The organism is Microvirga ossetica (assembly GCF_002741015.1).
In the GTDB taxonomy this organism is placed as follows: Bacteria; Pseudomonadota; Alphaproteobacteria; order Rhizobiales; family Beijerinckiaceae; genus Microvirga; species Microvirga ossetica.
Map to the genome: position 1 here is coordinate 551,269 of NZ_CP016618.1, position 21,574 is coordinate 572,842.

Annotated in this window: 20 protein-coding genes and 1 pseudogene; 8 read left to right on the forward strand and 13 right to left on the reverse strand. The window is 60.5% G+C overall.

The window, feature by feature from the left end:
- Window positions 1-143 precede the first annotated feature (143 nt).
- From BB934_RS37145 to BB934_RS50325, 9 genes are all read right to left on the reverse strand, one after another.
- A complete protein-coding gene (locus tag BB934_RS37145) occupies window positions 144-2,123 on the reverse strand; it encodes an adenylate/guanylate cyclase domain-containing protein (RefSeq protein ID WP_099514735.1) in 1,980 nt (659 codons plus the stop codon).
- 160 nt (window positions 2,124-2,283) lie between these two features.
- Window positions 2,284-2,916: a TetR/AcrR family transcriptional regulator gene (locus BB934_RS37150; RefSeq protein WP_162299256.1), complete on the reverse strand. Its 633-nt coding sequence runs from the start codon at window positions 2,914-2,916 to the stop codon at window positions 2,284-2,286.
- Window positions 2,917-3,111: 195 nt separating this feature from the next.
- Window positions 3,112-6,201, reverse strand: a complete 3,090-nt coding sequence (locus BB934_RS37155; RefSeq protein WP_099514737.1) for an efflux RND transporter permease subunit — start codon at window positions 6,199-6,201, stop codon at window positions 3,112-3,114.
- A complete protein-coding gene (locus tag BB934_RS37160; RefSeq protein WP_099514738.1) occupies window positions 6,198-7,277 on the reverse strand; it encodes an efflux RND transporter periplasmic adaptor subunit in 1,080 nt (359 codons plus the stop codon). The genes BB934_RS37155 and BB934_RS37160 overlap by 4 nt, the downstream gene beginning before the upstream one ends.
- Window positions 7,274-8,413 (reverse strand): efflux RND transporter periplasmic adaptor subunit, encoded by a 1,140-nt coding sequence (locus BB934_RS37165; RefSeq protein WP_418294806.1) that lies wholly within the window; start codon window positions 8,411-8,413, stop codon window positions 7,274-7,276. Before BB934_RS37165 ends, BB934_RS37160 begins: the two co-directional genes overlap by 4 nt.
- A gap of 747 nt (window positions 8,414-9,160) precedes the next feature.
- Window positions 9,161-9,907 (reverse strand): transglutaminase-like cysteine peptidase, encoded by a 747-nt coding sequence (locus BB934_RS37175; RefSeq protein WP_237050562.1) that lies wholly within the window; start codon window positions 9,905-9,907, stop codon window positions 9,161-9,163.
- Window positions 9,904-10,152, reverse strand: coding sequence for a hypothetical protein (locus BB934_RS37180; RefSeq protein WP_099514741.1), 249 nt, complete (start codon window positions 10,150-10,152; stop codon window positions 9,904-9,906). Before BB934_RS37180 ends, BB934_RS37175 begins: the two co-directional genes overlap by 4 nt.
- A 345-nt stretch (window positions 10,153-10,497) precedes the next feature.
- Window positions 10,498-11,064 (reverse strand): SDR family oxidoreductase, encoded by a 567-nt coding sequence (locus tag BB934_RS37185; RefSeq protein WP_157934559.1) that lies wholly within the window; start codon window positions 11,062-11,064, stop codon window positions 10,498-10,500.
- A gap of 28 nt (window positions 11,065-11,092) precedes the next feature.
- Entirely contained in the window at window positions 11,093-11,218 is a 126-nt protein-coding gene (locus tag BB934_RS50325; RefSeq protein ID WP_257792383.1) for a hypothetical protein, read from the reverse strand.
- Between the two features lie 624 nt (window positions 11,219-11,842).
- On the opposite strand from BB934_RS50325, the gene BB934_RS37195 reads away from it, so the two are divergent.
- From BB934_RS37195 to BB934_RS37225, 7 genes and pseudogenes are all read left to right on the forward strand, one after another.
- Window positions 11,843-12,292 carry a DNA-binding transcriptional response regulator gene (locus tag BB934_RS37195; protein ID WP_099514744.1) on the forward strand — a complete coding sequence of 150 codons (450 nt, stop codon included), beginning with the start codon at window positions 11,843-11,845 and terminating at the stop codon, window positions 12,290-12,292.
- Between the two features lie 73 nt (window positions 12,293-12,365).
- The gene (locus BB934_RS37200) at window positions 12,366-12,719 is read left to right on the forward strand and encodes a hypothetical protein (RefSeq protein WP_099514745.1); all 354 of its coding nucleotides are present in this window, start codon (window positions 12,366-12,368) and stop codon (window positions 12,717-12,719) included.
- 401 nt (window positions 12,720-13,120) lie between these two features.
- Window positions 13,121-13,522, forward strand: a complete 402-nt coding sequence (locus BB934_RS37205) for a response regulator transcription factor (protein ID WP_099514876.1) — start codon at window positions 13,121-13,123, stop codon at window positions 13,520-13,522.
- Between the two features lie 255 nt (window positions 13,523-13,777).
- Window positions 13,778-14,452 (forward strand): response regulator transcription factor, encoded by a 675-nt coding sequence (locus BB934_RS37210; RefSeq protein ID WP_099514746.1) that lies wholly within the window; start codon window positions 13,778-13,780, stop codon window positions 14,450-14,452.
- 516 nt (window positions 14,453-14,968) lie between these two features.
- On the forward strand, window positions 14,969-15,613 hold the full coding sequence (locus tag BB934_RS37215; protein ID WP_418294817.1) for an outer membrane protein: 645 nt from the start codon (window positions 14,969-14,971) through the stop codon (window positions 15,611-15,613).
- A 164-nt stretch (window positions 15,614-15,777) separates the two neighbouring features.
- Window positions 15,778-16,041 (forward strand): DUF6894 family protein, encoded by a 264-nt coding sequence (locus BB934_RS51250; protein WP_099514748.1) that lies wholly within the window; start codon window positions 15,778-15,780, stop codon window positions 16,039-16,041.
- A gap of 47 nt (window positions 16,042-16,088) precedes the next feature.
- Window positions 16,089-17,273: pseudogene (locus BB934_RS37225) on the forward strand (alpha/beta hydrolase); the annotation flags it as partial.
- 511 nt (window positions 17,274-17,784) lie between these two features.
- Here the strand turns inward: BB934_RS37225 and BB934_RS37230 are convergent.
- Window positions 17,785-18,036 carry a hypothetical protein gene (locus BB934_RS37230; protein WP_099514750.1) on the reverse strand — a complete coding sequence of 84 codons (252 nt, stop codon included), beginning with the start codon at window positions 18,034-18,036 and terminating at the stop codon, window positions 17,785-17,787.
- Window positions 18,037-18,054: 18 nt separating this feature from the next.
- Window positions 18,055-18,486 (reverse strand): hypothetical protein, encoded by a 432-nt coding sequence (locus BB934_RS37235; protein ID WP_099514751.1) that lies wholly within the window; start codon window positions 18,484-18,486, stop codon window positions 18,055-18,057.
- Window positions 18,487-19,679: 1,193 nt separating this feature from the next.
- Between BB934_RS37235 and BB934_RS37245 the strand changes: the two genes are divergently transcribed.
- A complete protein-coding gene (locus BB934_RS37245) occupies window positions 19,680-19,901 on the forward strand; it encodes a hypothetical protein (RefSeq protein WP_099514753.1) in 222 nt (73 codons plus the stop codon).
- 486 nt (window positions 19,902-20,387) lie between these two features.
- Here BB934_RS37245 and BB934_RS37250 read toward each other — a convergent pair whose 3' ends face one another.
- Window positions 20,388-20,606: a hypothetical protein gene (locus BB934_RS37250; RefSeq protein ID WP_099514754.1), complete on the reverse strand. Its 219-nt coding sequence runs from the start codon at window positions 20,604-20,606 to the stop codon at window positions 20,388-20,390.
- On the reverse strand, window positions 20,603-21,253 hold the full coding sequence (locus BB934_RS37255) for a TetR/AcrR family transcriptional regulator (RefSeq protein WP_418294818.1): 651 nt from the start codon (window positions 21,251-21,253) through the stop codon (window positions 20,603-20,605). The genes BB934_RS37250 and BB934_RS37255 overlap by 4 nt, the downstream gene beginning before the upstream one ends.
- Window positions 21,254-21,574: the final 321 nt, after the last annotated feature.

Consider the following 21,574-nt stretch of genomic DNA (forward strand, 5'->3'; position numbering starts at 1 on the left):
AATATATTGTTTTTGATGTTTTGATTGGAAAAATATATCGGTAGACGAGTTCAACTATCGCGGCTCAGACTTCAAAGCCCGAGCGCAGGGCAAGCCGATCCAGGGCCCAGTTGTATGCGGGTTCGATCAGGCCAAAGGGATGCTCAGGTCAGCCGATAGATTCCTATTGTGCCATCTCTCTCCCGCACCTCTCGTCGGGCCCAGAACACGGCCTGTCCGGGCTCAGGCAAGCCAGTAAAGACCCCCTCAGTGATCAACGTGATCACGTCGCTGTCGTCTTGGACGTCCTTCCCGACCTGCTCTAGGCGCTGCGCGATATTAACCGCATCTCCGACGAGCGTGTAGTTCATCCGGCTGGGAGCCCCGATGTTGCCCACGAGAGCAGGGCCCGTGCTGATGCCAATCCTCACCCGGACAGGGGCGAGGCCGCTTGTCAACCGGGCCCTGTTGTCGGCGTGAATCTTGGAGGCGATCGCCCGCGCGGCCCGGCAGGCCCGTTCCACGTGATCGGGTTGCTCCTCCGGTGCGCCCCAAAACGCCATGAGGCTGTCGCCGATGTACTTGTCGATCGTGCCTCCCTCGGCCTCGACACAGGCCCCTACCAGAGCAAAGTGCGAGTTCAGGAACTGTGCCGTTTCGGAAGGGGACAGCCGGGATGCCATCCGTGTAAAGCCACTCAGATCCGTGAACATGACGGTAACGTCACGCTCATAGGCGTTGGCGAGATCGTCCTGCCCGTGCGCGATAAGGCGATGGACAAGGCGTTTGGGCAGGTACAGTTCAAACCAGCGAAGAGCTGCAACCATGGCGTTCAGCGCTTGGCCAGCTGTGTCGAGTTCCCGGATCCGGCTGCGTGAGAGAACGGGGGCTTTGTCGAATTCGAGTGTCCGGACGGCTTCTGTCACGCGAACGAAGTCGCGGATCGGGCGCGCGACCCGCCGACCGACCGCGATCGCGCTGAACACGGAGACGAGCAGGAGCCCTAATCCGGTCAGCACCATCGTCTGCAGTCGCTCCGCCTCCTGCCCGGCGTCTGAACCGGGCAAGGCCGCACCAATGATCCAGGGCTTCTCACCGAAGCCTGCAACCCGTCGGTACATGTAGATGAAGTAATCGGCCGAGAATGGAACGATATGCCCCTGGTCCGTCGACCTCAGAGGCAGGTTCAGCGGTTGTCGCTCAGCCGACCATATCGCTTGCAGAACCTTGTCGTCGACCTCGGTGAGGAGCGGCAATGGGCGCTCGTGTGCCCCTGTTGGGGATCTGCCGGCCAGGGCCGGGTGAGCCAGCACCGCGTCCTGGCCGTGGAGGATGAACGCCCTCTGCACAGGCGAGGACATCTCGGCGACGTATCGGGAGAGCTCAGTGACCTCAATGGCCGGGACGAGGATCCCAAGGAGGTCTCCGTCGCGATGCACGGGGACGATAAACGGGATGATTGTCTGCTGAAACGGATGGCTCCAGACGGGTTCCCCCCATCCGGCAGCCTTGCCGGCCCGCACATCCTCGAAGAGCTTAATGATATCGAGCTGGCCGGACCAGTCCTCGGTGATGAGACTGCCATCTCGTCGCTCCACCCGCACGACCTCCAGATTGGAGCGAATGAAGCCAATGCCGGTTACCTGCGGTGTTGCTGCAAGGGCAGACCTAAGGGCCGTTTCGAGCGCTCTGGCATCCTTGATGTCAAGCTGCCCCCGGTCCATCGAGGTTTTTAGATACTCGGCTTGGGCCACGACGATGCCAAGATGTTGCCGGACGCGTTGCTCGATGGAGGACAGGATCAGGTCGGCCTTATCGGCCAGAAGCTCGCCGGTGTTTCGGCCCGCGCCTCCGAGGCTCACGATGAGAACGGAGCCGACGGCGAGGAGCATCAAGCCCCCGAAACTGATCGCCAGAAGCGTGCTGAGCGAGAAATAGCGTGGGGAGATACGCTGTCGCATGCGGATCCCGGTTTTCTGACAGGGGGATTGTTGCTCCAACGGAACTGACCGGGCAAGGGCTTCGAGCGTCATGGTCACGCGACCGAGGTTGAACAGGCGATCATGAGGCCGGTCGGCTCCGCCAGGGTCTGGCGGAGCGCGGCTGCGATCATTGCCGACGAGGCCGAACCGAGGGTGATCCATTGTGGGTTAATGTCCATCGTTCTGGTCCCGTGTACAGGCTTGTAACAATTGTCCCCTCAGCCTGGACTTCGGCGTTCGGCTAGCGGAACAACGCGACGTAAAGCGTGCCGCAGGAGATCGACATTGTGATGATGAGCGGGAACCACCGGGACATCATGCTTCAGTCATAGGGAGACATGATACGCGCGCTCCCGTCGTTCGGGACGGCATTCCGCCACCGAATGCCGCAGTTGCGGAGAATATCCTTGATCACGCCCGTGCATTCAGCTTCCGTCATAAAAGGCTGGTGTGGCACCAGAACCCGTTCGACCACATGCGCCAGGCATCGCCTCGCGAACTCCTCCGCTGCGGCACGGCTGTTGCCGATCCGAATGTCCTTGGAAGCCGCGTGGACATCGAGATAGGCTGCGATCCCTTCCACGGTTGGGCCCAGGCTGTTCCGGAGGAACTCCTCTCCCAGTTGAGGAAATCGGCCAAGCGCTCCGATGATCAGGCGCAGAGTCGCGCTGGTGGCCGGATTGTTCAGGGTTTCGAGCATGGCCATCCCGATCTGCTGCAAGGCGGAGCACGGGTTGGAGTCGTCCGGATCGATGCACGGCAATGCCCGCGCGATCCTCTCCGCTTCTGCGGCGACCAGCGAGTTGAACAGGACGTCCTTGCCGTCGAAGTGGTGATAGATTGAGCCCTTCGAGACACCAGCCTGGTTGATGATCTGGTCGATGCTGGCGCCGGTATAGCCGTTCAGAAGGAAGACCTGACGGGCGCCGTCCAGGATCTTACTCTTCGTGAGCATGCTCCTGAGATCATGAGGGGGCTGGTCGCTGTGAGGTGGCTTGTTGCTGGGCATGGGATTCGCTCCTCTTTTGCATGCGGGGGGTGTGGCCCCGGCGGCTTGCGGCCGCCGGGGCTTAGGCGGACGTTCGCGCGGACCAAGGCGCGGGGGCACAGGGCCACGGTCTGGAACGCCGGCCAATCGGTTTATCGCGCTCTATGCCGGCTCATGCACCCCCTCGGGAACTGGCAGTTCCACTTCGGGTTTGGAGGGCGCCTTGATGCGGAACCAGGCCACGTACAACGCCGGCAGAAACACGAGGGTCAACGCCGTGCCCACGATGATGCCGCCCATCATGGCGTAGGCCATCGGCCCCCAGAACACCTCGCGCGAGATCGGGATCAGCGCCAGGCTCGCCGCCGCCGCGGTCAGCAGGATCGGCCGCGTCCGGTGCATGGTGGCCTCGACCACGGCCTCCCATGGGGCCCGGCCCTCCCGCCGCAGGTCCTCGATCTGCACGACCAGGATCACCGAGTTGCGGATCAGGATGCCGACCAGCGCCAGTACCCCAAGGATGGCCACGAAGCCCATGGGAGCCCCGCTGGGCAGCATCGCCGCCACCACGCCGATCAGCCCGAGCGGAGCCACCGCCACCACCAGAAACAGCCGCGAGAAGCTCTGCAACTGAAGCATCAGGATCGTTGCCATGACGAACAGCATGAGCGGGACCACCGCCGTGATCGGCCCCTGGGACTTGGCGCTCTCCTCCACGGGGCCAGCCACCGCCACCCCGTAGCCAGCCGGAAGCGTGCGAACGAACTCCTGCACCTTCGGCTCAAGCTGCTGGACGATCGTCGCCGGCTGGGTTGCATCGATGATACTGCCCCGGATCGTGATCGTCGGCAGGCGGCTGCGGCGCCAGATCACCGGCTGCTCGAGCTCATAATGGAAGGTCGCGACCGCCGCCAGCGGCACGGACTGGCCATCCTTGCCCGGCAATTGCAGGTTCTGGAGCGTCTCGATGGATTGCCGCTCGGCGGCGCGCGCCCGGCCCATCACGTCGACCAGATAGATCGCGTCGCGGACCTGGGTGATGCTCGTGCCGCCGACGACGCTGTTGAGGGCACCTGCGATGTCCTGCGAGGTCACGCCGAGCTGGCGGGCCTTATCCTGGAGCACGTCGACCTTCACCACCCGGGCAGGCTCATTCCAGTTGAAGCCGATGTTGGTGACCCGGGGGTGATCGCCCACGAGAGTTGCGAGTTGCTGCGCCAGGTCGCGCACTTTCTGGACGTCCGGGCCGCTGAGCCGGTACTGCACCGGGCGTCCGGCCGGCGGCCCCACCGCCAGAAGATCCGTGTACACATCCAGGCCGGCAAATTCCTGTCGGGCCCAGGTCTTGATCTTGGCCCGGAGGCGCTCGCGGGCCTCGATGCTTTTGGTCACAATGACCATCTGGCCGTAGTTGGGGTTCGACGGCTGCGGGTCGAAGGCGAGAATGAACCGCACAGCGCTCTGGCCGACATAGGACGACCAGTGATCGATGTCAGGATCGCCCGCGAGCTTGGCCTCGAAGCGGTCCATCTGTGCCTTCGTGTCGGTAATCGCGGCGTTCTGCGGCAGCGTGAAGTCGACGAGGAGTTCGTTGCGATCTGAAGACGGAAAGAACTGCTGCTCGACGAACTTCATGCCGTAGAGGGAGACGCCGAACATCGCCACCGTCACGCCGATGGTTAGCCAGCGCCAGCGCATGGCGCCGACGAGGACGCGCGAGAACGCCGTCATGAGGCGGCTCGGCTTGTCGTGATGCTTCTTCATCGTCTTCGGCAGCAGCGTCACGCCGAGCAGGGGCGTGAACACCACCGCGACGATCCACGACAGCAACAGCGAGGCCGCGATCACCACGAACAGCGTGAAGGTGAACTCGCCCGCGTTGCTGCTGTTGAGACCGACCGGGATGAAGCTTGCAACGGTGACGAGCGTGCCGGTGAGCATTGGGAACGCGGTCGAGGTGTAGACGGCGGTGGCAGCCTTGCGCAGCGTGTCGCCGGCCTCCAGCCGCGCCACCATCATCTCGACGGCGATCATAGCATCGTCGACTAGGAGGCCGAGCGCGATGATGAGAGCGCCAAGCGAAATGCGCTGCAGCGAGATGCCGGTATACTGCATGACCACGAAGGTCATGGCCAGCACGAGCGGGATCGACAGCGCGACCACGAACCCGGCTCGCATGCCCAGGCTCAGGAAGCTGACCACCAGCACGATTGCGACGGCCTCGAACAAGGCCTTGGTGAAGCCGCCGACTGCCTCCTCGACCACGATGGGCTGATCGGCCACGAGATGCACGCCGACGCCGATGGGCAATTCGGCGATGATCTTGTCCATCTGCTCCTGCAACGCCTCGCCGAAGTGCAGCAGGTTGGCGCCTGTCTTCATGCCGATGGCCAGGCCGATGGCAGGCTGGCCCTTGAACCGAAACAAGGCCTGCGGCGGGTCGACGTAGCCGCGGCTGATGGCGGCGACATCGCTGAGGCGGAAGAAACGGTCGTTGAGGCGCAGGTTGAGGTCGCGCAGGCTCTCCTCTGAGGTGAACTGCCCGGTTACCCGTACGCTGATACGCTCAGGACCGGCCTGGATGACGCCGGACGGGGTGATCGCATTCTGGGCCTGGAGCGTCTGGATGACGTCCTGCTGGCTGATGTCGAGAGCCGCCATCTCGCGCGTCGAGAATTCCAGGAAGATCGCCTCGTCCTGGGCGCCGATCAGGTTGACCTTGCCGACATTCGGCACCGTGAGAACCTTGGCCCGCACGTCCTCGACATAGTCGCGCATCTGCCGCTGCGTCAGCCCATCCGCGGTGAACGCGTAGACGTTGCCATACACGTCGCCGAAGTCGTCGTTGAAGCCGGGACCTACGACGCCTTGGGGAAACTCCCGTTTGACGTCGTTGATCATGTTCCGGACTCTTACCCAGACACCCGGCACGTCGCGGCTTTTGACTGTGTCCTTCAGGTTGACATAAATCACGGTCTGGCCCGGCGTGGTCTGGCTGCGGGTGTAGTCGAGCGAGTCGAGCTCCTCGAGCTTCTTCTCGATCCGATCGGTGACCTGGAGCGAGGTTTCCTCGACGGTCGCACCGGGCCACTGGGCCGCAATCACCATCGTCTTGATGGTGAACGAAGGATCTTCCTCACGCCCCAAGTTGATGTAGGCGAAGATGCCGGCGATTCCGAACACGATCATGAAGTACCAGACGAGGGAGCGGTGCTCGAGCGCCCAGTCGGACAGGTTGAAGCGGCTGTTCATTGGGAGGACTCGTCTGCGATCTTGACTGTTTGATTGGGGGTCAGGCTGTTCGCGCCGGCGGTAACCACGCGCGTGCCGCGGGTAAGTCCGTTCAGAACCCAGACGGAGGATCCGTCCCGGGCGACAATCGTCACGTCCCGGGTCGACACCGTCCGGGTGGCCGGATCGACGACCCAGACCATCGTCTTGCCGTCGCGCTCCAGCAGAGCCGAGATCGGCAACTCGATACCCGGAGCAGTAAACGTCGTGACCGTGGCGGTGATCGTCGTTCCGAGCCGGAAACTCTTGGGTGGGTTGTCGAGGGTGATCCGCACCCGCAGCGTGCGGGTGGCGGGATCCGCCTGTGGCGCGATCTCCCGCACCGACCCGGCAGCCCGCACCGAGGGATCCAGCTGCAGAGCGACATCGAAGCGGGCTTCCGGCCTGAGATCCCGCCCGATGCTCTCGGGCAGGTCGACGACCGCCTCCCGGATCTCCGGGCGGGCTACCGAGACGACCGCCTGCCCCGGCTGGACCACCTGCCCGAGTTCCGCCGCGGTGGCGGTGACCACCCCGTCGGAATCGGCGCGAAGCTCGGCGTAGCCGAGCTGCTCCTCGGCCTTGTCGAGGTTTGCCCTGGCGCTCGTGACGCCAGCCTCCGCAGACTCGCGGGCCTGCTTGGCGGCATCGTACTGGGCCTGTGTGGTGATGTTCTGCTGCAGCAGTGTGCGCTGGCGGGCCTCGGTCGAAGCGGCATTCTCGAGGCGGGCGGTCGCGCTGGCCAGGTCGGCCTGCGCCGACCGCACCGCCAGCTGATAGGCAACCGGGTCGAGCGTGGCCAGGCGCTGTCCCTTCCTGACGACGTCGCTTACATTGACGTCGCGGCTGATGACGCGCCCGAGCACCCGGAAGCCGAGGTCGGACTTGTACCGGGGCTCGACGGTTCCGGCAAAGCCCACGGTCCGTGCCGTCTGCGGGGCGACAACAACGGTGAGAACGGGTCGGGGCGCCGGCGCCTCGGCATGGTGCTCTTCCTGGCAGGCGGCGAGCAGGGCCATCATGCCCAGGGCAGCCAGGGATAGGGGGACGGGCTTCATGAGGCCGCTCCTTCGGGGAATGCAACGACCTGGTCGGGCCGCAGGAACTGCGCCCCGCCGGTGACGACGATCTCACCGGGCTGGAGCCCCTCACGCACGGCGACCTTTCCGGTCTCATAGCTTTCAACGGTGATCGACCTCAGCGACACTGTCTTGGTCTGGGGATCGACGACCCACACGGCCGGTTGGCCGTTTGCGCTGGACAGAGCGCCCCACGGGATCACCACGAGCTTGCGGGTCTGGAACCGGCCCTCGCCGACGACGGCGGCCCCGAGTGTCATCGCTGCCGGCGGATGCTCGATGGCGACCTTGGCCCTGACGGTTCCGGTTGCCCTGTCCACGGTCGGGGAGATCTCACGCACGGTGCCCTTGGCCATCACGGCCGGATCGGACACCAGCGTCAGCGCAATGGTGGGATTGCCGAGCTCGCGAGTGAAGATCGACTCGTAGACGTTGAAGACCGCATCGCGTGGCCCGTCCTGGGCGATCGAGAAGACGGTCTGCGCCACCTGCACGACCTGCCCAGCCTCAGCATTGCGGGCCGTGACGACCCCAGGGGCGCCTGCTCTCAGCACCGTGTCGGAAAGATGGTCGCGGGCGGTGCCGAACTGGGCCCGTGCGGTGTCGAGTGCGGCCTGCGCGGTACGGAACGCTTCCTGAGCCTGATCGTGCTCCCGTTTGGTTGTGTAGCCCTGGGCGAGCAGCGCCTTCTGGCGTTCGTAGCTGGAGGTCGCCTGGCGGAGAATGGCCTCGGCGGACTGGACGGCGGCAGCGGCGGCGGTCACCGTCGCCTGTTGCTGCTGCGGGTCGAGCCGGGCCAGCACCTGATCGGCCGTCACGTGGTCGCCGACGTTGACCAGGCGCTCGGTGATGCGGCCCCCGACCCGAAAGGACAGGTCGCTCTCGACCTGTGCGCGAACTTCGCCGGTCAGCCGCACCGTTGGTGCATAGTCAGTCAACCTAGCCGTCTCGACCTGAACTACGATTGGAGGATTCTCCGGGCGGCTGGTCTGCTGCTGGCAGCCGGCCAAGCCCGTCACGGCAAGCATTGCCAAGCAACAGATTGATTTAGGCCATTGAAGACCATGTCCCATCATTTGCCCTTTCCCTGGTTGTCCTCGGGAACCTCTGCCCATGAGGATGGGATAGCCCTGCTGTCTGCGCCGGTCCAATATATTGCTTTTGACCTTACGATTGGAAAAACATATCGACTGCCTGAGTGTGTTTCGGCACCGCGGCTCAACCGCTGAAGGCCTGCAATTTAACGACCCTGCTGCATCAACCTTGGCGGCGAAAAGGAGAGCGGCAGCTGAGGAGCTCTCTTATTCCTTTCAAAGCTCCGCTGATGTCCAGCCGAAATCGACCTGCTGTACTTACTTACGCATTACTTGGCTGCCGCGAACTCTTTGCCAGTATCATCGCATCGGAAGCCAAGTACGATGAGACTATGTCCAGGCGCGAAGCGAGATCAGTCTCTTCGGTCGCAGCGATGTTCTGATGGGAAGGCGATCTCCATGTGTGGCAGCGCCGCGATAAAGGTGCCGCCCTTGCTGGAACGCCAGCGCTGAGCGAAGCAAAGAACAGCTGTATTCGCTGGCTCAGCAGCACTTCTACCCGGAGCACTATGTTCTAAGATGCAATCACAGGTCAGATGACCGGCAGCGTCTACAGATGGAGTCGAAGCTTTGTTAGAGAGAAGCCAGCAGAAGGCTTACACCAATCAATGCTACCATGGAGGCCACGAACCTAACGCTGGCTCGCATGAACTGAACGCTTAGGACAGCAGCCGTGTCATCGGCTGAAATGGCTTTCTGAGACATGGCAAACACTACTCCAGATGTGTGGCGCAACGGATGCTGGCCGAACATGCCCATGTGTATATGCTAACGGCGCCGCAAGGGTCGGTTCTGCCGACCTGATCCCACGCTCAGGACTCTGGCGACTTGCGAAGGCGGCGCCAGCAAGCTGACCCAAGCAGGCCCGTCCTGGCCCTCGCGCTTGACAAAGCGATAGCCCGTCTCCCGCCAAGGCAGGACCGCCGAGGTCTTATTGTCCAGGACCAGGTCGCCTGCGGTGGTGCGCACCATCAGGACCGCATGGCCTTCACCGTTCTGATCGAGAACCACCGCCATCCGCAGTACGCGACGGGGCAGACCGCTTTCGATGAGGCGCTTGCGCTTGACGAGTTGAAAATCCTCGCAATCCCCATAACCATCGTCCGGGTAACTCCAACGATCCTCCGCACCCCAATGCACCATGTCGGTCATTGGCTTGATGGCCGCATTCACCTGCTCCGAAGTTGCCCGAAGTAGAGCCAGGACCTTGGTCGTGAGCTGAACTTCAGAGGACTCGGAGAGATCGACCGAGCACTCGTTGGGCATCCGTCGGCAGAAGGCGAGCCCGGCTGGCGTCGGACCGTCCGGGCCGGTCACCTGCGCAAAGGCCGGACTGGCCGGTTTTGGGACACCAGGACCTACGGACGTCAGCGCCGTCGTGTATGGCATCCGGGGGGCGGCTCCGTCGGCGCGGGCTGGGCTCGGCTGAAGGTTCACAAGGTGCAGAAACAGAGTGATCAGGACGACACCCTTCCAGGGGCGGGCCCAGCCGCGTCTGATCGCTACCGGGCTCATGCTGAACCGGCTCCCAAACCCCTTGTCCTCTCCTGCCCTGGAGTTGTTGATTGATCTGCCTCCATGTGCCGGATGTAAGCCGCAATCGGCACAGCCAGGAACTCCTTAATGCTGATCTCAAGGACGCGCCCATCCAGAGTGTCGCGGATCCAGAAGATTCCATTATTTGAAAAATATTCCGTGCGATGTCCGACCCTGTGTTCGATCACGACGGTATCAATCTGCGCTGATATGATGGTCGCCATTGGAGGTTGCTCCGAAGTTTTGGCTAGTCGGGATGTTTGCAAGGCCAGCCTGGACCACACATGCTGCAGCGCTGAGATCGAGCTCCCGAAGGACCCGGCGCCTGGACCGCCGCCTCGTTGATCGTTTCATCCTGGCCTCCTACGAGCCAAAGTTGCACAGGTGCCGCTTGGATATGGCAGACAGACTAGGATGATGCGGGGTGCTGCTCCATTCTACGCAGGTTCACCGGGAGCCTATGGAGGTTCAGCCGGAACCTTCCAACGTCTCGGGTCAGCTATCCTTTGGTGTTATCGCCGACGTCTTCGTCACCGGCTGCGAGGAGACGGTCACAACCTTCCTTCGCTTCAACGATCTAGTCCCTGCCGACCATTCGTCGGGAACATGCCGCGCACAGGGGCCGCCCGATCCCCGACGTGGACTTGGCCGGTCACAGAGGATGCCGCATCCGAGCACTGGAACAGAACCGGTCCAGCTATTTCTTCCCGCTGCGCCGAGCAGCCGATTGGCACCGCCGCCCGCAAGGGCAACGCAAGTGCAGGATCGCTCGTTATGTCCGCAGTCCTCGGAGTCTCGACCCAGCTGGGGGCAAGCGCATTGAACTGGCCGTTTGCAACCGGTTCGATGCCGACCCCGGGCATTCGTAACGCGGGAAAGATCGGTGAAGAATGCGCTGTGATCCCAGACAAATGGCCTCGTGAACTCGCTCGCGCGAAGGAAAAACGATACGGCCTGAAGGCATGCTTTGCCTGGATCATGTCATAGATGCCGAGCAGGGAGAGCAGAGCGAAGGCCGCAGCCAGGGTCAGGCTGGCGGGCTGCTGAACGAGCGAGAAGGTGGCGCTCATCAGAAGGACGCAGCCCGCCAAAGTGGCGTAGCGGCTGACAACGGAAAAGTTTTGCATTCTGCGCATGGCTTTGTGTCTCTGCCGGGGCGTTGCTTCAGCCCCGCTGGATCCCGGTCTGGGCATAGAGCTTGGAGATGTCGACGACGCTCGGGCCGATGGTGCCTTCTTTGACCGGCTGTTCCTCGGGCTCGTTATCGACTGTGAGTGTGCTGGAGGTCATGAGCGTCAATCCATCCTGTCCGAAGGAATGGATACGGATAAATGTCGACTTGGCCAGCGTCCAATATATTGTTTTGCAAATCATAATATCAAAAGCATATCAATGGACCTCTATCAGGTCCGGCACTTGGAATCTACGACCCTAGAACCGCTCGTTCGGAGGCGGATTAAAAACTGCTCCCAAAGGATAGAAGAGATGGCTCCCGCGTCTGGTCCGCTTGGTTGCACTTGTACAGCAACTGTCGAGTGCAATCGTACGTCTGGCCGTTTAATGCCGTTTTCTGGTGGTTGGGGACAGCCATGCCTTAGCGCCATAGCCGTCTGCTTACAATCTGTTAAAGGCGAAAGCACTTCGCTAGCAGGCGCCTATGAACGCTATCGACGCCACACGGTGCAAAAGTCAGGGTTCTTCATGGAAGCGAAAGGGTAGCACTTTCCGTGATCACGCAACGCTGCGTATCTCACCGGTGCCGGACGAATTGGAAGTATAGCTCATCCTAAACGAAGGCATTACCCACTCAACCAATCCTGATCACCATGACACCCATGAAGACAATCGAACTTCACCTGAGGAACCTCTAGCTTCTGAGCATCACAATGCTCTCCAGAGCAACTTCGCCGACCGATGTCGTCGAAGCAGGCCTTGCAGGAAGATGCTATGGACCCAGTGCTGAAGGATTGCATCCTGATCGTGGACGGCGACCTTAACTTTCGCGAGCGTCTTGCGCAGGAGCTTCGTTCCGCGAGCTACAAGGTTCTCACGGCCGGTACAGGCGAGGAAGCCTTTGTCATCTTGACGCGCCGGTCCCACCAAATCGGCTGGTTCTACAGCCGTGCCGTTCTTGCCGGCCTAATCGACGGCTGGATCTTGGCAGATGAGTATCGCGAGATCCATCCCGACCGCCCCGCGGTTATCTCTGCGCACGATGCGCGGTTTACCGCTCGCGGCGACATTGTTCTGAGAGAACCTACAGTAGATGTGGCTTCGGAAACAATGCGGGACGTCATCGAGTCGCTGCGGCAGGGTCAGCAAACCATGGCTGCGGGGCTGAGCGGGCGTCGCCACGCCGCTTAATCCTGCGGACTCTACCCGTCTGTCGCTCTTCAGCGCCACCCGGATCATTGCACGACAGCTATGGAGCCATCCAATGTCATGGTCTCTCAACAGCGTTACGGACGGCGCCTCCTCTCATGCACTGTCTTTTGACGAAGTCGAGCAGCTTTTAGTTCGAGCTTATGCCCGGCTCATCTTCACGCCTAAGGATAGCAGAGGCTTGCGAACAGCGATCGTCGCACAGTTCTGCTCGCTTGAGGTGCGTATCACCGAGCTCTCTGATCCCTACATTTCCCAGCACGAGCCGCCGTACTGGGTTGAGATCTACTCCCGTGGCACCTCCTCGTTAGTCGATAGTTGCGGATTCCTCGAACTCGATGAAGACGAATTGTCGAAATCCGTGAGCTTTATCATCCAGGCGAAGCAGCTATGGGGGATCTACCATTAGAGCGCCGTAAGTCAGGTAATGCTTGTGGGTTTCTATATCGAGCTCGGATGCTCCTTTTCCAACGATCAACAAGCTGGCGCGAGAAACCGCTTTCCGCAACTGGCTCATCTCAGACAGGACTCCGCGTGATGTCTCGAGGTATGAGATCTATATAGTGACGTTGGCTTGCGTGAGTGCCGGTCCGACGAGAAAAGAACGCTGCCGAGTATCCCTGGCGACGCTCAATATGTCATCACCTGTAACCTCGAAAACCCGGTTCGAAGAGGGCGGTAGAATTCGGGAGCTGTCGAAATTGCCCTCTGGTAAACCTATGTATGATTACTTCTTTCCCGGTCGAGGCGTATTTATCTACTATTCAAGGATTCATAATCGTAGCTTGCGTACCCCTCGCACGCAGAAGGATGGGTCGCGTGCAAAATGCTCCAGGCGTTTCAGTTGTCGATGATGATGACGCTGTCCGAGAGGCAATCAGGAGCCTCCTGAGAGCACTCGGATACATTGTATACACGTTTGCGTCAGCGGAGGATTACTTGCAATCGCCTCTCCTGAACGATACCTCATGTCTGGTTACAGATATTCATATGCCAGGGATGAACGGATTTGAACTGCATCACCGCCTCGTGAGCAAGGGGCTGCGCATGCCTGTAATCTTCATGACGGCTTTTCCGGACGAGACGGTCTATAGGCTTGCCAAGGATGCCGGAGCCGTCAGTTTGCTCAGCAAACCATTCGATGAACAAACCCTGGTTAGCTGTCTTGATCGAGCTCTGACTGGAAGGGGCGGGGATATTACCGCAAGCTAAGCTAAGCAGTTCATCACGGGAGTGAGCTTGGGCCAGCTGATCGAGGAGGGACAATTTATATGCAGCGACCAGCCAAACGGCAGAAATCATTCGATACATTATTCGCTGTCCTCCTCGTGTACTGCCGAGCTTGAGGGGGCTCGGAAGTGACGACTGCAAGGATGAACCTGCTACTCTGGACCGTTTGGCTCTCCTCTAGTGCCTTTTTAGGTGTTATTCTGGGCAGTGATCGTTTGGTAGTCGGACGGGAACCTCATGCCGAGCCGTTCAACACCACCGCCGGTGGCTGCAGAGGAGTCGATCATCTTCATCGTCGATGATGATGAATCCCTGCGGAATGCGCTCGGAAGCCTGTTTCGCTCAGTCGGATTCAAAGTCGGCATGTTCGGGTCTGCAGCCGAATTGCTGGAACACAAGTTTCCCGACATACCAAGCTGCCTGGTGCTCGACGTTAGATTGCCGCGGCTGAGCGGTCTCGACTTTCAAACTGAATTGGCCAAAGCGAACATTCATATTCCGATTATTTTCATGACGGGTCATGGCGATATCCCGATGTCGGTAAGGGCCATGAAGGCTGGAGCCGTTGATTTCTTGGCCAAGCCTTTCCGCGATCAAGATATGCTGGATGCCGTGACGTTAGCACTAGAGCGAGACCGCCAACGACGGCAATCGGATAAACAGCTTTCAGATGTGCGCGCTAAATTCGATACTCTCACGCAACGCGAGCGGGAGGTGATGAGTCTTGTCGCGACGGGTCTGATGAACAAGCAAATCGCAGGGGAACTGGGGCTCAGCGAAATCACCGTCAAAATTCATCGCGGCCAAGCCATGCGCAAAATGGGCGCGCGCTCGCTGCCGGATTTGGTAAGAATGGCAGAACTGCTCGGAGTCTACCCAGGTCAAAGCAGGTCTCGATCAGAGACGGGCTGAGCACAGATTGAAGGGGTAACTCCAACACGGCGGGTGCAACCGGTTGAGTCTCTCGGAAGGCTGAAGTCACCGTAACAAACTCTTGGCCGGTTAGTAGGATAAACGTCTTGGTAGCAGGCGCCGTCAACTTAACGGGTTTTGCTTGCTTGATGAGGGTTCTTGGCCCGAGACCGGTCACGTCGATTCAGCGGCCTATGAGCAGGGAGTCGGCCAGTTGCCATGCCCTCCGCTTTCGCATGTGTCGGGTCTCGTTGCTCGGTTGGATGCCTTAAAGCTGTCAGGCGCTCACGATCCGTGACTGACCCAGCCAGGGCCTCAACGCTGCTTCCATTCAATGATATGTTTTTCCAATCGTAGGGCAAGAAACAAGATATTGGACCTGAGAAGCGTTTGCGGCCAAGTTCGGGATGCATCTGCATGGGGTCGATGCCCAGCGCATCCCGCACCTTCTGATGTCAGTCCATCTCACTGAAAGGATAAGAAATGAGAACGGGGCTCAACGCTCACCTCGCCGCCCTGGCTGTCGCGACCGCCCTTGGAACAGCGGCCCACGCGGCCGACCTGCCCTCCCGCTTCGCTCCGCCACCGGTCGCGGCGGCTGTTCCCGTCTTCACCTGGACGGGATTCTACGTTGGTGTGAACGCCGGCTATGGCTGGAACACCAATGACGATGACGTGGTGATCAACGGAACGGCGTTCGAAGTCGACGACGAGGGCGGCTTCGTCGGCGGCGCTCAGATCGGCTACAACTACCAGATCGGCTCCTTCGTGGTCGGCCTGGAGACGGACATCCAGTACGCCGACATCGGGGGCGACACCACCCTTCCTGGTCTCGACAGCCACGACGATGACGACAACTGGTTTGGGACCGTGCGCGGCCGCGCCGGCTACGCCTTCGATCGGGCGCTGATCTATGCCACCGGCGGTCTGGCGTACGGCAAGATCAGCAATGGATTCAGCAATTCGGACGACACGAACGTTGGCTGGACCCTTGGTGCCGGTGTCGAGTATGCCTTCACCAACAATCTGACCGCCAAGGTCGAAGGTCTGTACGTCAACCTCGAACAGGACGACGACGACGTTCCCAACATCAGCGGCAAGGATGAAACTGAATTCGGTGTGATCCGCGCTGGTCTGAACTACAAGTTCACCACCTACTGAACGGCTTAACCGAGGCAGGAGCAGCGCCCGATACCAATTGGGTGCTGCTTTTGTGCAAGAGATCTGATGCGAACGCCCACTTATCACGGTTAGCCCCGAGTCTCAAAACCACGCGATCCTATTTCCGAGAAGTAATCCGCTTAGCCTATTGCAGAGATCAAGTAATGCGCTGCTATTTCCATCTTTCAAATGACCGGGAACTCTTGGCCGATCCATACGGCATCGGGGTTACAGACCTCACGATGGCGCATGCCGAGGCTCTCCGAGTCATTGAAGAACTGCTGCAGGAAGATCCAGCGCTCGAGCAGGACTTGAGCGGCTGGAGCTTGCTTGTCGCAGACGGCGCTGGAAAGTCCCTCCTCTCACTTCCTCTCGCGGGATCGTTGCAGTCGAACGTGCCGAGGAGATTAACCTCGTGCTTGAATTAAGAACGCCTGCATCACCTGATCAGTCGAAGCAGCAAGTGATGAAACGGATGGTCAAAGCATCAGGGTCGCCCAAAAAGTCTCGCGCCCTGCATCAAGCGATACGCCTTGCCACCGTTCTTTCCCTTTGCATCGGTGTGTCGGGATGTGCGGGCTTGCCCAAAGGAGTTTTAACGCCGGTACAGGCAACGGTTCCACGCGCCTCGCAAGTGAACCTCCTCGTCGCCACCACACGGGCGCCAGCGTCGGATCCAGCGGTCCTGTTCTCAGGAGAGCGCGGTCAGGGCTTGCACGCGACTGAGATCACGGTCTCCATTCCCCCGGAGGAGAACCGGCAGGTCGGACAGGTGCAATGGCCGAAGCGCCTGCCCCCGGATCCGTCGACAGAGTTCGCGACGACAAAGGTCAGGACCTTGACTGACCTCGGCGAGGTTCGTGGATGGTTGAAGCAGCACCTTCCGCGTAATCGTCACGTCCTGATCTTCGTGCACGGGTTCAACAACCGCTACGAAGACGCGGTGTACCGCTTCGCTCAGATCGTGCACGATTCCCACGCTGATGTCGCGCCGATCCTGTTCACCTGGCCTTCTCGGGGCAATGTCCTCGATTACGCCTATGACAGGGAAAGCACGAACTACTCCCGGACGCAGCTTGAGGAGGTTCTGCGGCGGGCTGCCCAGGACCCGTCGGTCAGCGATGTTACGATCATGGCCCACTCGATGGGAAGTTGGCTTGTGACCGAGGCCCTGCGTCAGATGGCGATCCGCGATGGTCGGGTTGCGCCGAAGATCAGGAACGTCATTCTGGCATCGCCGGATCTCGACATTGATGTCTTTCGCCGGCAGTCGCAGGAATTGGGCCCGTCTCGTCCGAAGCTTACGCTTTTCGTCTCGCAGGACGATCAGGCCCTGAGCGTGTCGCGCCATATCGGCGGCGACATCGATCGACTCGGCCAGATCAATCCAGCTACCGAACCCTATCGGTCCGAACTGGAGAAGGCCGGGGTGACGGTTCTCGACCTGACGGCGCTCAAGAGCGGCGATCCTCTCAACCACGGTAAGTTCGCGGAAAGTCCCGAGGTAGTCCGGGTGCTCGGCGAGCGGCTCGTGGCTGGGCAGACGATCACCGATGGCAAGATCGGCGTCGGCGGGCGTTTAGGGGTCGTGGCGGCGGGAGCGGCACAGACGGTAGGAAGCGCCGCTAGCCTTGCGGCTCAAGCCCCGCTGACCGTTTTCTCTCATTGAGAGCCGCGACGCTAGTGCCTCGTGCGGGACAGGAGGTCCGCGTCAACAAGAAGAGGATCCGGTTCCCGAGAAGACAATGTGCTGCTCTATGAAGGGAGCATCGGGCACAAAAATAGTTTTCACTTTTCACGTCCGATGCCCTAGTGGGATGTATTGAGGTAGAGGGAAGTTACCGCTCCACCCGGACAGGAATGGGCTTTGGCGATTGAAAAGCCTGCGTAGTCGCTGGTCTCTTGGCTGTGTAATCTTCGCGGGAGCGAAGGATCTTCATGGCGCGGGTAACTGTATCATCCACGCGCTTAGCGAAGCCCGCGACAGGCAACTTAAACATAATGTGTTCTCCTGTTTAGAGTGAAGACGAGGATGCGCGCGCAACACAACGGCAAGGGGGGACGTAATCCTACATTGGTATTTTCAGGGGGTGATGACACGTTGCCTGAGAATAGCGATTGAAGCGGCCGTGAGATCGGGATCAGAGCTTCTCGTGAGCTTTTTATCGCCCTCATGCGTGCCCGCTCGGCTCGATCATCGCAAGGAAGCACTCGAGCGAATGGCAGGCGTACACCCCGACATCTCGCTTCAGATACCGACTGCCGTCCTCATCACGCGCCATCTCCTTCGTCTTGTGCTCGATCCTGGCGAGGATGCCGCGGCGGAACACATAGGGCCTTCTGCAGTGTGCACATCGGCTCCGCCGATTGAGCCGCGGGTTCGGCACCTTCGACGGGTCCATCAGGATTCCAAGGATTCTCATGGAAGCCTCCCCGGGGTCTCAGGTGCCGCCACCGGGCTCGATGAAGCAGAACACCTCATCCTTTGGATATGCGGACCATGAAGGAGGCGGCGCGCACAGGTGAGGTTCAGCGCCCAGTCCATCGGGCACCCGGTCCCGCGGGACGACCTTGCCGGGAGGAATGTCCACCCACGCACCGTATTTGAGCGCGATCCAACGCTTCCTGACACTGTCCCACCTCGCTTCAGTGGGAGCGCAGTCCTGCTCACTGCAACAGCTCGAGTTTTTGACATCCGGGCGCATGATCCCGTTATAGAGGTGATGATACGCGCCGTGCGCCGTCTGATGCCCGGGAAAATGTCCCTCCTCAGCGTCAGACCGACCGAAATAGAAGAGAGCCGCGAGGACAATGATCGTCACCACGATGGCTAAGCCATTATCGAAGACCGTCCAGGTTTCACCACGCCTCATCGAAACCTCCACTTCTCCAAGGCCGGAGCTCGGCTCGGTTGGTGCCGCGCTCGGAGCGACCACGGGCGCCTCCAACAGCAGCCGCATGGGGTTAAGCTGACAAGGTGATGATGATTGCGTCCGCGCTTCATACCAATTGTCCGCGTGGTTGCCCCGATCACACCTTGGTATAGACGAGCGTGCGCGTGGTACAAGCAAGCTGCCCCTGACCGGGATTCTTGCGAGCGTTGCGCGGGTTCGCGCCGAGATGCCTCTTGGCCGATATTCCCTTGCGTGTGAAAGCTCTCGTTGTAGGCATTGGTTGTGCGTTCACCTTAAAAGTCACGCAGAGCCATTAAATGGCGGTCCGCCTCAAGAACGGAAGCGACCTCTTGCTCAAGGCTTGGCGAGTGGTTCGTCATACACCCGATGGCCGGCAGCATGAGGCGACGCTCTCTTGAGCGTCGATCAAGAAAACGAAGGCGCCTATCGGTTTGGGAGGCGCTTCACGGTCCAGTCAGACAGGGTGCCGAAACATCTGGTGCACACACAGAGTTCGTCGCTTTGTGACCTCATCAAGGCGTGTCAATCCATACAACGATCTTATCGAGATAAACGAGAATACAGCTAAACCGACTGCTCTTTTCCGGTAATCTACCTCCTATTCCTCAGGCGGGAGATTTCTTCGAAAAGATGAAAACTTAACCTCGGCACTTCCCACCCGTGGGGGCAACTACGGGCCGAGGGCCGCGCACATGGTCATGAGACCGGGCGCGGCCCCTTCCCCCGGTCCTGCCGGCCCGGCACCGGACTGATCTGGCCCTGCCAGATCGCACAGGCTGATGCCGCGGCACCACCATTGTATTGCGGACCATCTCTCCCTCCTGTCCCCCGTGAGGGCGGCCCGCAGCTTGTGACGGGCGAACCGTAAGACAGCCGTCCCGTCACAGGCTAGGCCCCGGATATAGCCCTCGATCCGGGGCCTTTGCTTGAGATAACGGGCGCGGGACAGCCCCCGGGAGCCGGAGCCAATCGCCACGAAAGGATTTCGACCTTGTCACGGAGGAAAGGGTGCCGTCTGGAAAGAGAGAGTTCGAGGCGTCGCACCCAACGGGCTTGCCCTCTCGAGGCAAGCAAGTGAAGCCGCAACGACATCCAGAGAAGGCGTGCAGCCCTGGTGAGAGCACGAGAATTGCACCGAAAGGGAAAAGAGAATGACCACAATCACCGAACTTGGTGCAGCCGCTGCGGCCTGCACCTCCATCTTCCACCCCCAGCATCCGCTCCATCATCTGGTCCTCGACCTCGCGGAGCAGATCGACCAGACCCTTGAGCAGTGGTTAGCAGCGGACGCGCCCACGAACTCCTTCGACGTGAGCATGCCGCCGAAGACCGTCTCCACCTCGGATGACCTCCTCACGAATCGCGCGGCGTGACTGGTGCTGGATGGACGAGGGTGAGGTCTCGGCGATCCTTCGAGCGCAGAACAACTTAGCCGTCGCTCGACGCTCACTGCCAAGACGCGGGAATGGCGGCGGACGAATACGACGAACGGGTCCCGCACGGTGCGTAGCAATTCGCAACCTTAGGAAGCCGCTACTGCCTCAGCTCACGCTACGTCCGTCTTAGGGACGCTGCCAGACTGCGGTGGTGGTGGTACATAGATAATAGAAACAGGGTACGACTCACTTGTTAGGCTCAGGATCACTGGATAACTTTTCTAGGCCTATGAGGATGCCACGCCGGTGAGAGGCGTTATGCCGATGTCCCGCTTACCGCAATCGCCCGACGGTAGACCTGTTCGAGGGCTGTCACAAACTTTCATCGCCGCTTTGCGTCATAGCAGGGGTTCGAAGCCATTGGTTCGACATCTGCGGCGCAGGCCCGCTGGTATTGATAAGCAAAACACGATTGTGCGACCCTCAGTCCTTGAATTGCCGCGTGGCGTCAGTCCTCCTGCATTCGAGCCTGACGGTCTTTACCTGCGGGAACACTGCACCGAGTTCGGCGCCGATGTCCTTCATCAACTTCGCATCCTGCTGAAGCACGGTGCAAGCCGTGTCCGTCATCGTGCTTGGGTGGGCTCTTGTAAGCGCGACCGATCCATCGCCCGACAGTCCCAAAATCATCAGTGCCATCATGGGACACCAGCCTCTTCACGAGGCTGGTTCGCAAGCACATCCGCTGCGTCCTCCAGCCGATTAAAGAAATGCTGGGCTTGTTCGGGCTTCAGGTGAGGGATGCGCGTCAGGCTCGCGAGAACCAACCCGAGCGATGCAAACAGCAGCAGGCCGCCGTCGCGGCTGTCCGAGACGTCACTCCGCCGGATCAGGTTGGTCATGAGCGTTTGCAGCTCCGGGCATGGATCCTGCTGCTCACGTGCGAGCAGCAGCGGCGCAAAGCAGCGCCCGCCAGCTTCGTAGCTCTGTCGCAGCTCGCGAAGGAAGGCGAGCAAGACAGGAAGCGGCTGATGCTTCGTGTCCCGCAGCCGTTCCTCGAGATGTTCCGCGAGGCGCTGTTGCAGACCGGAGATCAAGCAGTCCTTGGAGCGGAAGTGATAGAGAATTCCGCCCTTGCTGACATCGGCCATGTGAGCGACGGCTTCCAGCGTCAAGCTCCCGACGCCTCTGATGCAAATCAGCTCCTCCGCAGCGTCCAGGATACGATCGCGGACGGGTGAGGAGGCAGAGATCTGATGCGCTATCATGGTCAGTGTCCAACGCGGCCGGAGCAAGAAGAAAAGGGGCTGCCGTCGCCAGCAGCCCAAGTTCAGGGAGGAAACGCCCATGGAGGGCAGCGCTACAGCGACTGCATCGCCATCGCGCACGGCAGAATGTATGGGCCTCCATGCGCGGCAGCAATCACATCAAAGTATGTCATCCTCATCCACTAGGCAGAGCGCAGTCGTACCTCAGTAGCTCCTAGCCAAGCGGCCTGATCTCTAAGTTGAGAGATCTGACAAGAGGTTGAATATTCCGCTCAGGCCGAGGGCTCAGAAGCGAAAACCTGTGCCCATCCCGCGTCCCATCATGATAGGCCCGATCGCAGGCTCAGAAGCCGGGCGTTCCTTCGCATAAGAAGCAATCGGCGCTGGAGCCCCGGATGGTGC

What these genes read in the sequence shown, in the direction of transcription:
- BB934_RS37145 (WP_099514735.1), bottom strand. Translation starts at nt 2,123, where the DNA reads ATGGATCACCCTCGGTTCGGCCTCGTCGGCAATGATCGCAGCCGCGCT.
- BB934_RS37185 (WP_157934559.1), bottom strand. Translation starts at nt 11,064, where the DNA reads ATGCGCAGAATGCAAAACTTTTCCGTTGTCAGCCGCTACGCCACTTTG.
- BB934_RS37180 (WP_099514741.1), bottom strand. Translation starts at nt 10,152, where the DNA reads ATGGCGACCATCATATCAGCGCAGATTGATACCGTCGTGATCGAACAC.
- BB934_RS37160 (WP_099514738.1), bottom strand. Translation starts at nt 7,277, where the DNA reads ATGAAGCCCGTCCCCCTATCCCTGGCTGCCCTGGGCATGATGGCCCTG.
- BB934_RS37255 (WP_418294818.1), bottom strand. Translation starts at nt 21,253, where the DNA reads ATGGGCGTTTCCTCCCTGAACTTGGGCTGCTGGCGACGGCAGCCCCTT.
- BB934_RS37195 (WP_099514744.1), top strand. Translation starts at nt 11,843, where the DNA reads ATGTCGTCGAAGCAGGCCTTGCAGGAAGATGCTATGGACCCAGTGCTG.
- BB934_RS51250 (WP_099514748.1), top strand. Translation starts at nt 15,778, where the DNA reads ATGCGCTGCTATTTCCATCTTTCAAATGACCGGGAACTCTTGGCCGAT.
- BB934_RS37150 (WP_162299256.1), bottom strand. Translation starts at nt 2,916, where the DNA reads ATGCTCACGAAGAGTAAGATCCTGGACGGCGCCCGTCAGGTCTTCCTT.
- BB934_RS50325 (WP_257792383.1), bottom strand. Translation starts at nt 11,218, where the DNA reads ATGACCTCCAGCACACTCACAGTCGATAACGAGCCCGAGGAACAGCCG.
- BB934_RS37175 (WP_237050562.1), bottom strand. Translation starts at nt 9,907, where the DNA reads ATGAGCCCGGTAGCGATCAGACGCGGCTGGGCCCGCCCCTGGAAGGGT.
- BB934_RS37165 (WP_418294806.1), bottom strand. Translation starts at nt 8,413, where the DNA reads ATGGGCAGAGGTTCCCGAGGACAACCAGGGAAAGGGCAAATGATGGGA.
- BB934_RS37155 (WP_099514737.1), bottom strand. Translation starts at nt 6,201, where the DNA reads ATGAACAGCCGCTTCAACCTGTCCGACTGGGCGCTCGAGCACCGCTCC.
- BB934_RS37200 (WP_099514745.1), top strand. Translation starts at nt 12,366, where the DNA reads ATGTCATGGTCTCTCAACAGCGTTACGGACGGCGCCTCCTCTCATGCA.
- BB934_RS37235 (WP_099514751.1), bottom strand. Translation starts at nt 18,486, where the DNA reads ATGAGGCGTGGTGAAACCTGGACGGTCTTCGATAATGGCTTAGCCATC.
- BB934_RS37205 (WP_099514876.1), top strand. Translation starts at nt 13,121, where the DNA reads ATGGGTCGCGTGCAAAATGCTCCAGGCGTTTCAGTTGTCGATGATGAT.
- BB934_RS37230 (WP_099514750.1), bottom strand. Translation starts at nt 18,036, where the DNA reads ATGAGAATCCTTGGAATCCTGATGGACCCGTCGAAGGTGCCGAACCCG.
- BB934_RS37210 (WP_099514746.1), top strand. Translation starts at nt 13,778, where the DNA reads ATGCCGAGCCGTTCAACACCACCGCCGGTGGCTGCAGAGGAGTCGATC.
- BB934_RS37250 (WP_099514754.1), bottom strand. Translation starts at nt 20,606, where the DNA reads ATGATGGCACTGATGATTTTGGGACTGTCGGGCGATGGATCGGTCGCG.
- BB934_RS37245 (WP_099514753.1), top strand. Translation starts at nt 19,680, where the DNA reads ATGACCACAATCACCGAACTTGGTGCAGCCGCTGCGGCCTGCACCTCC.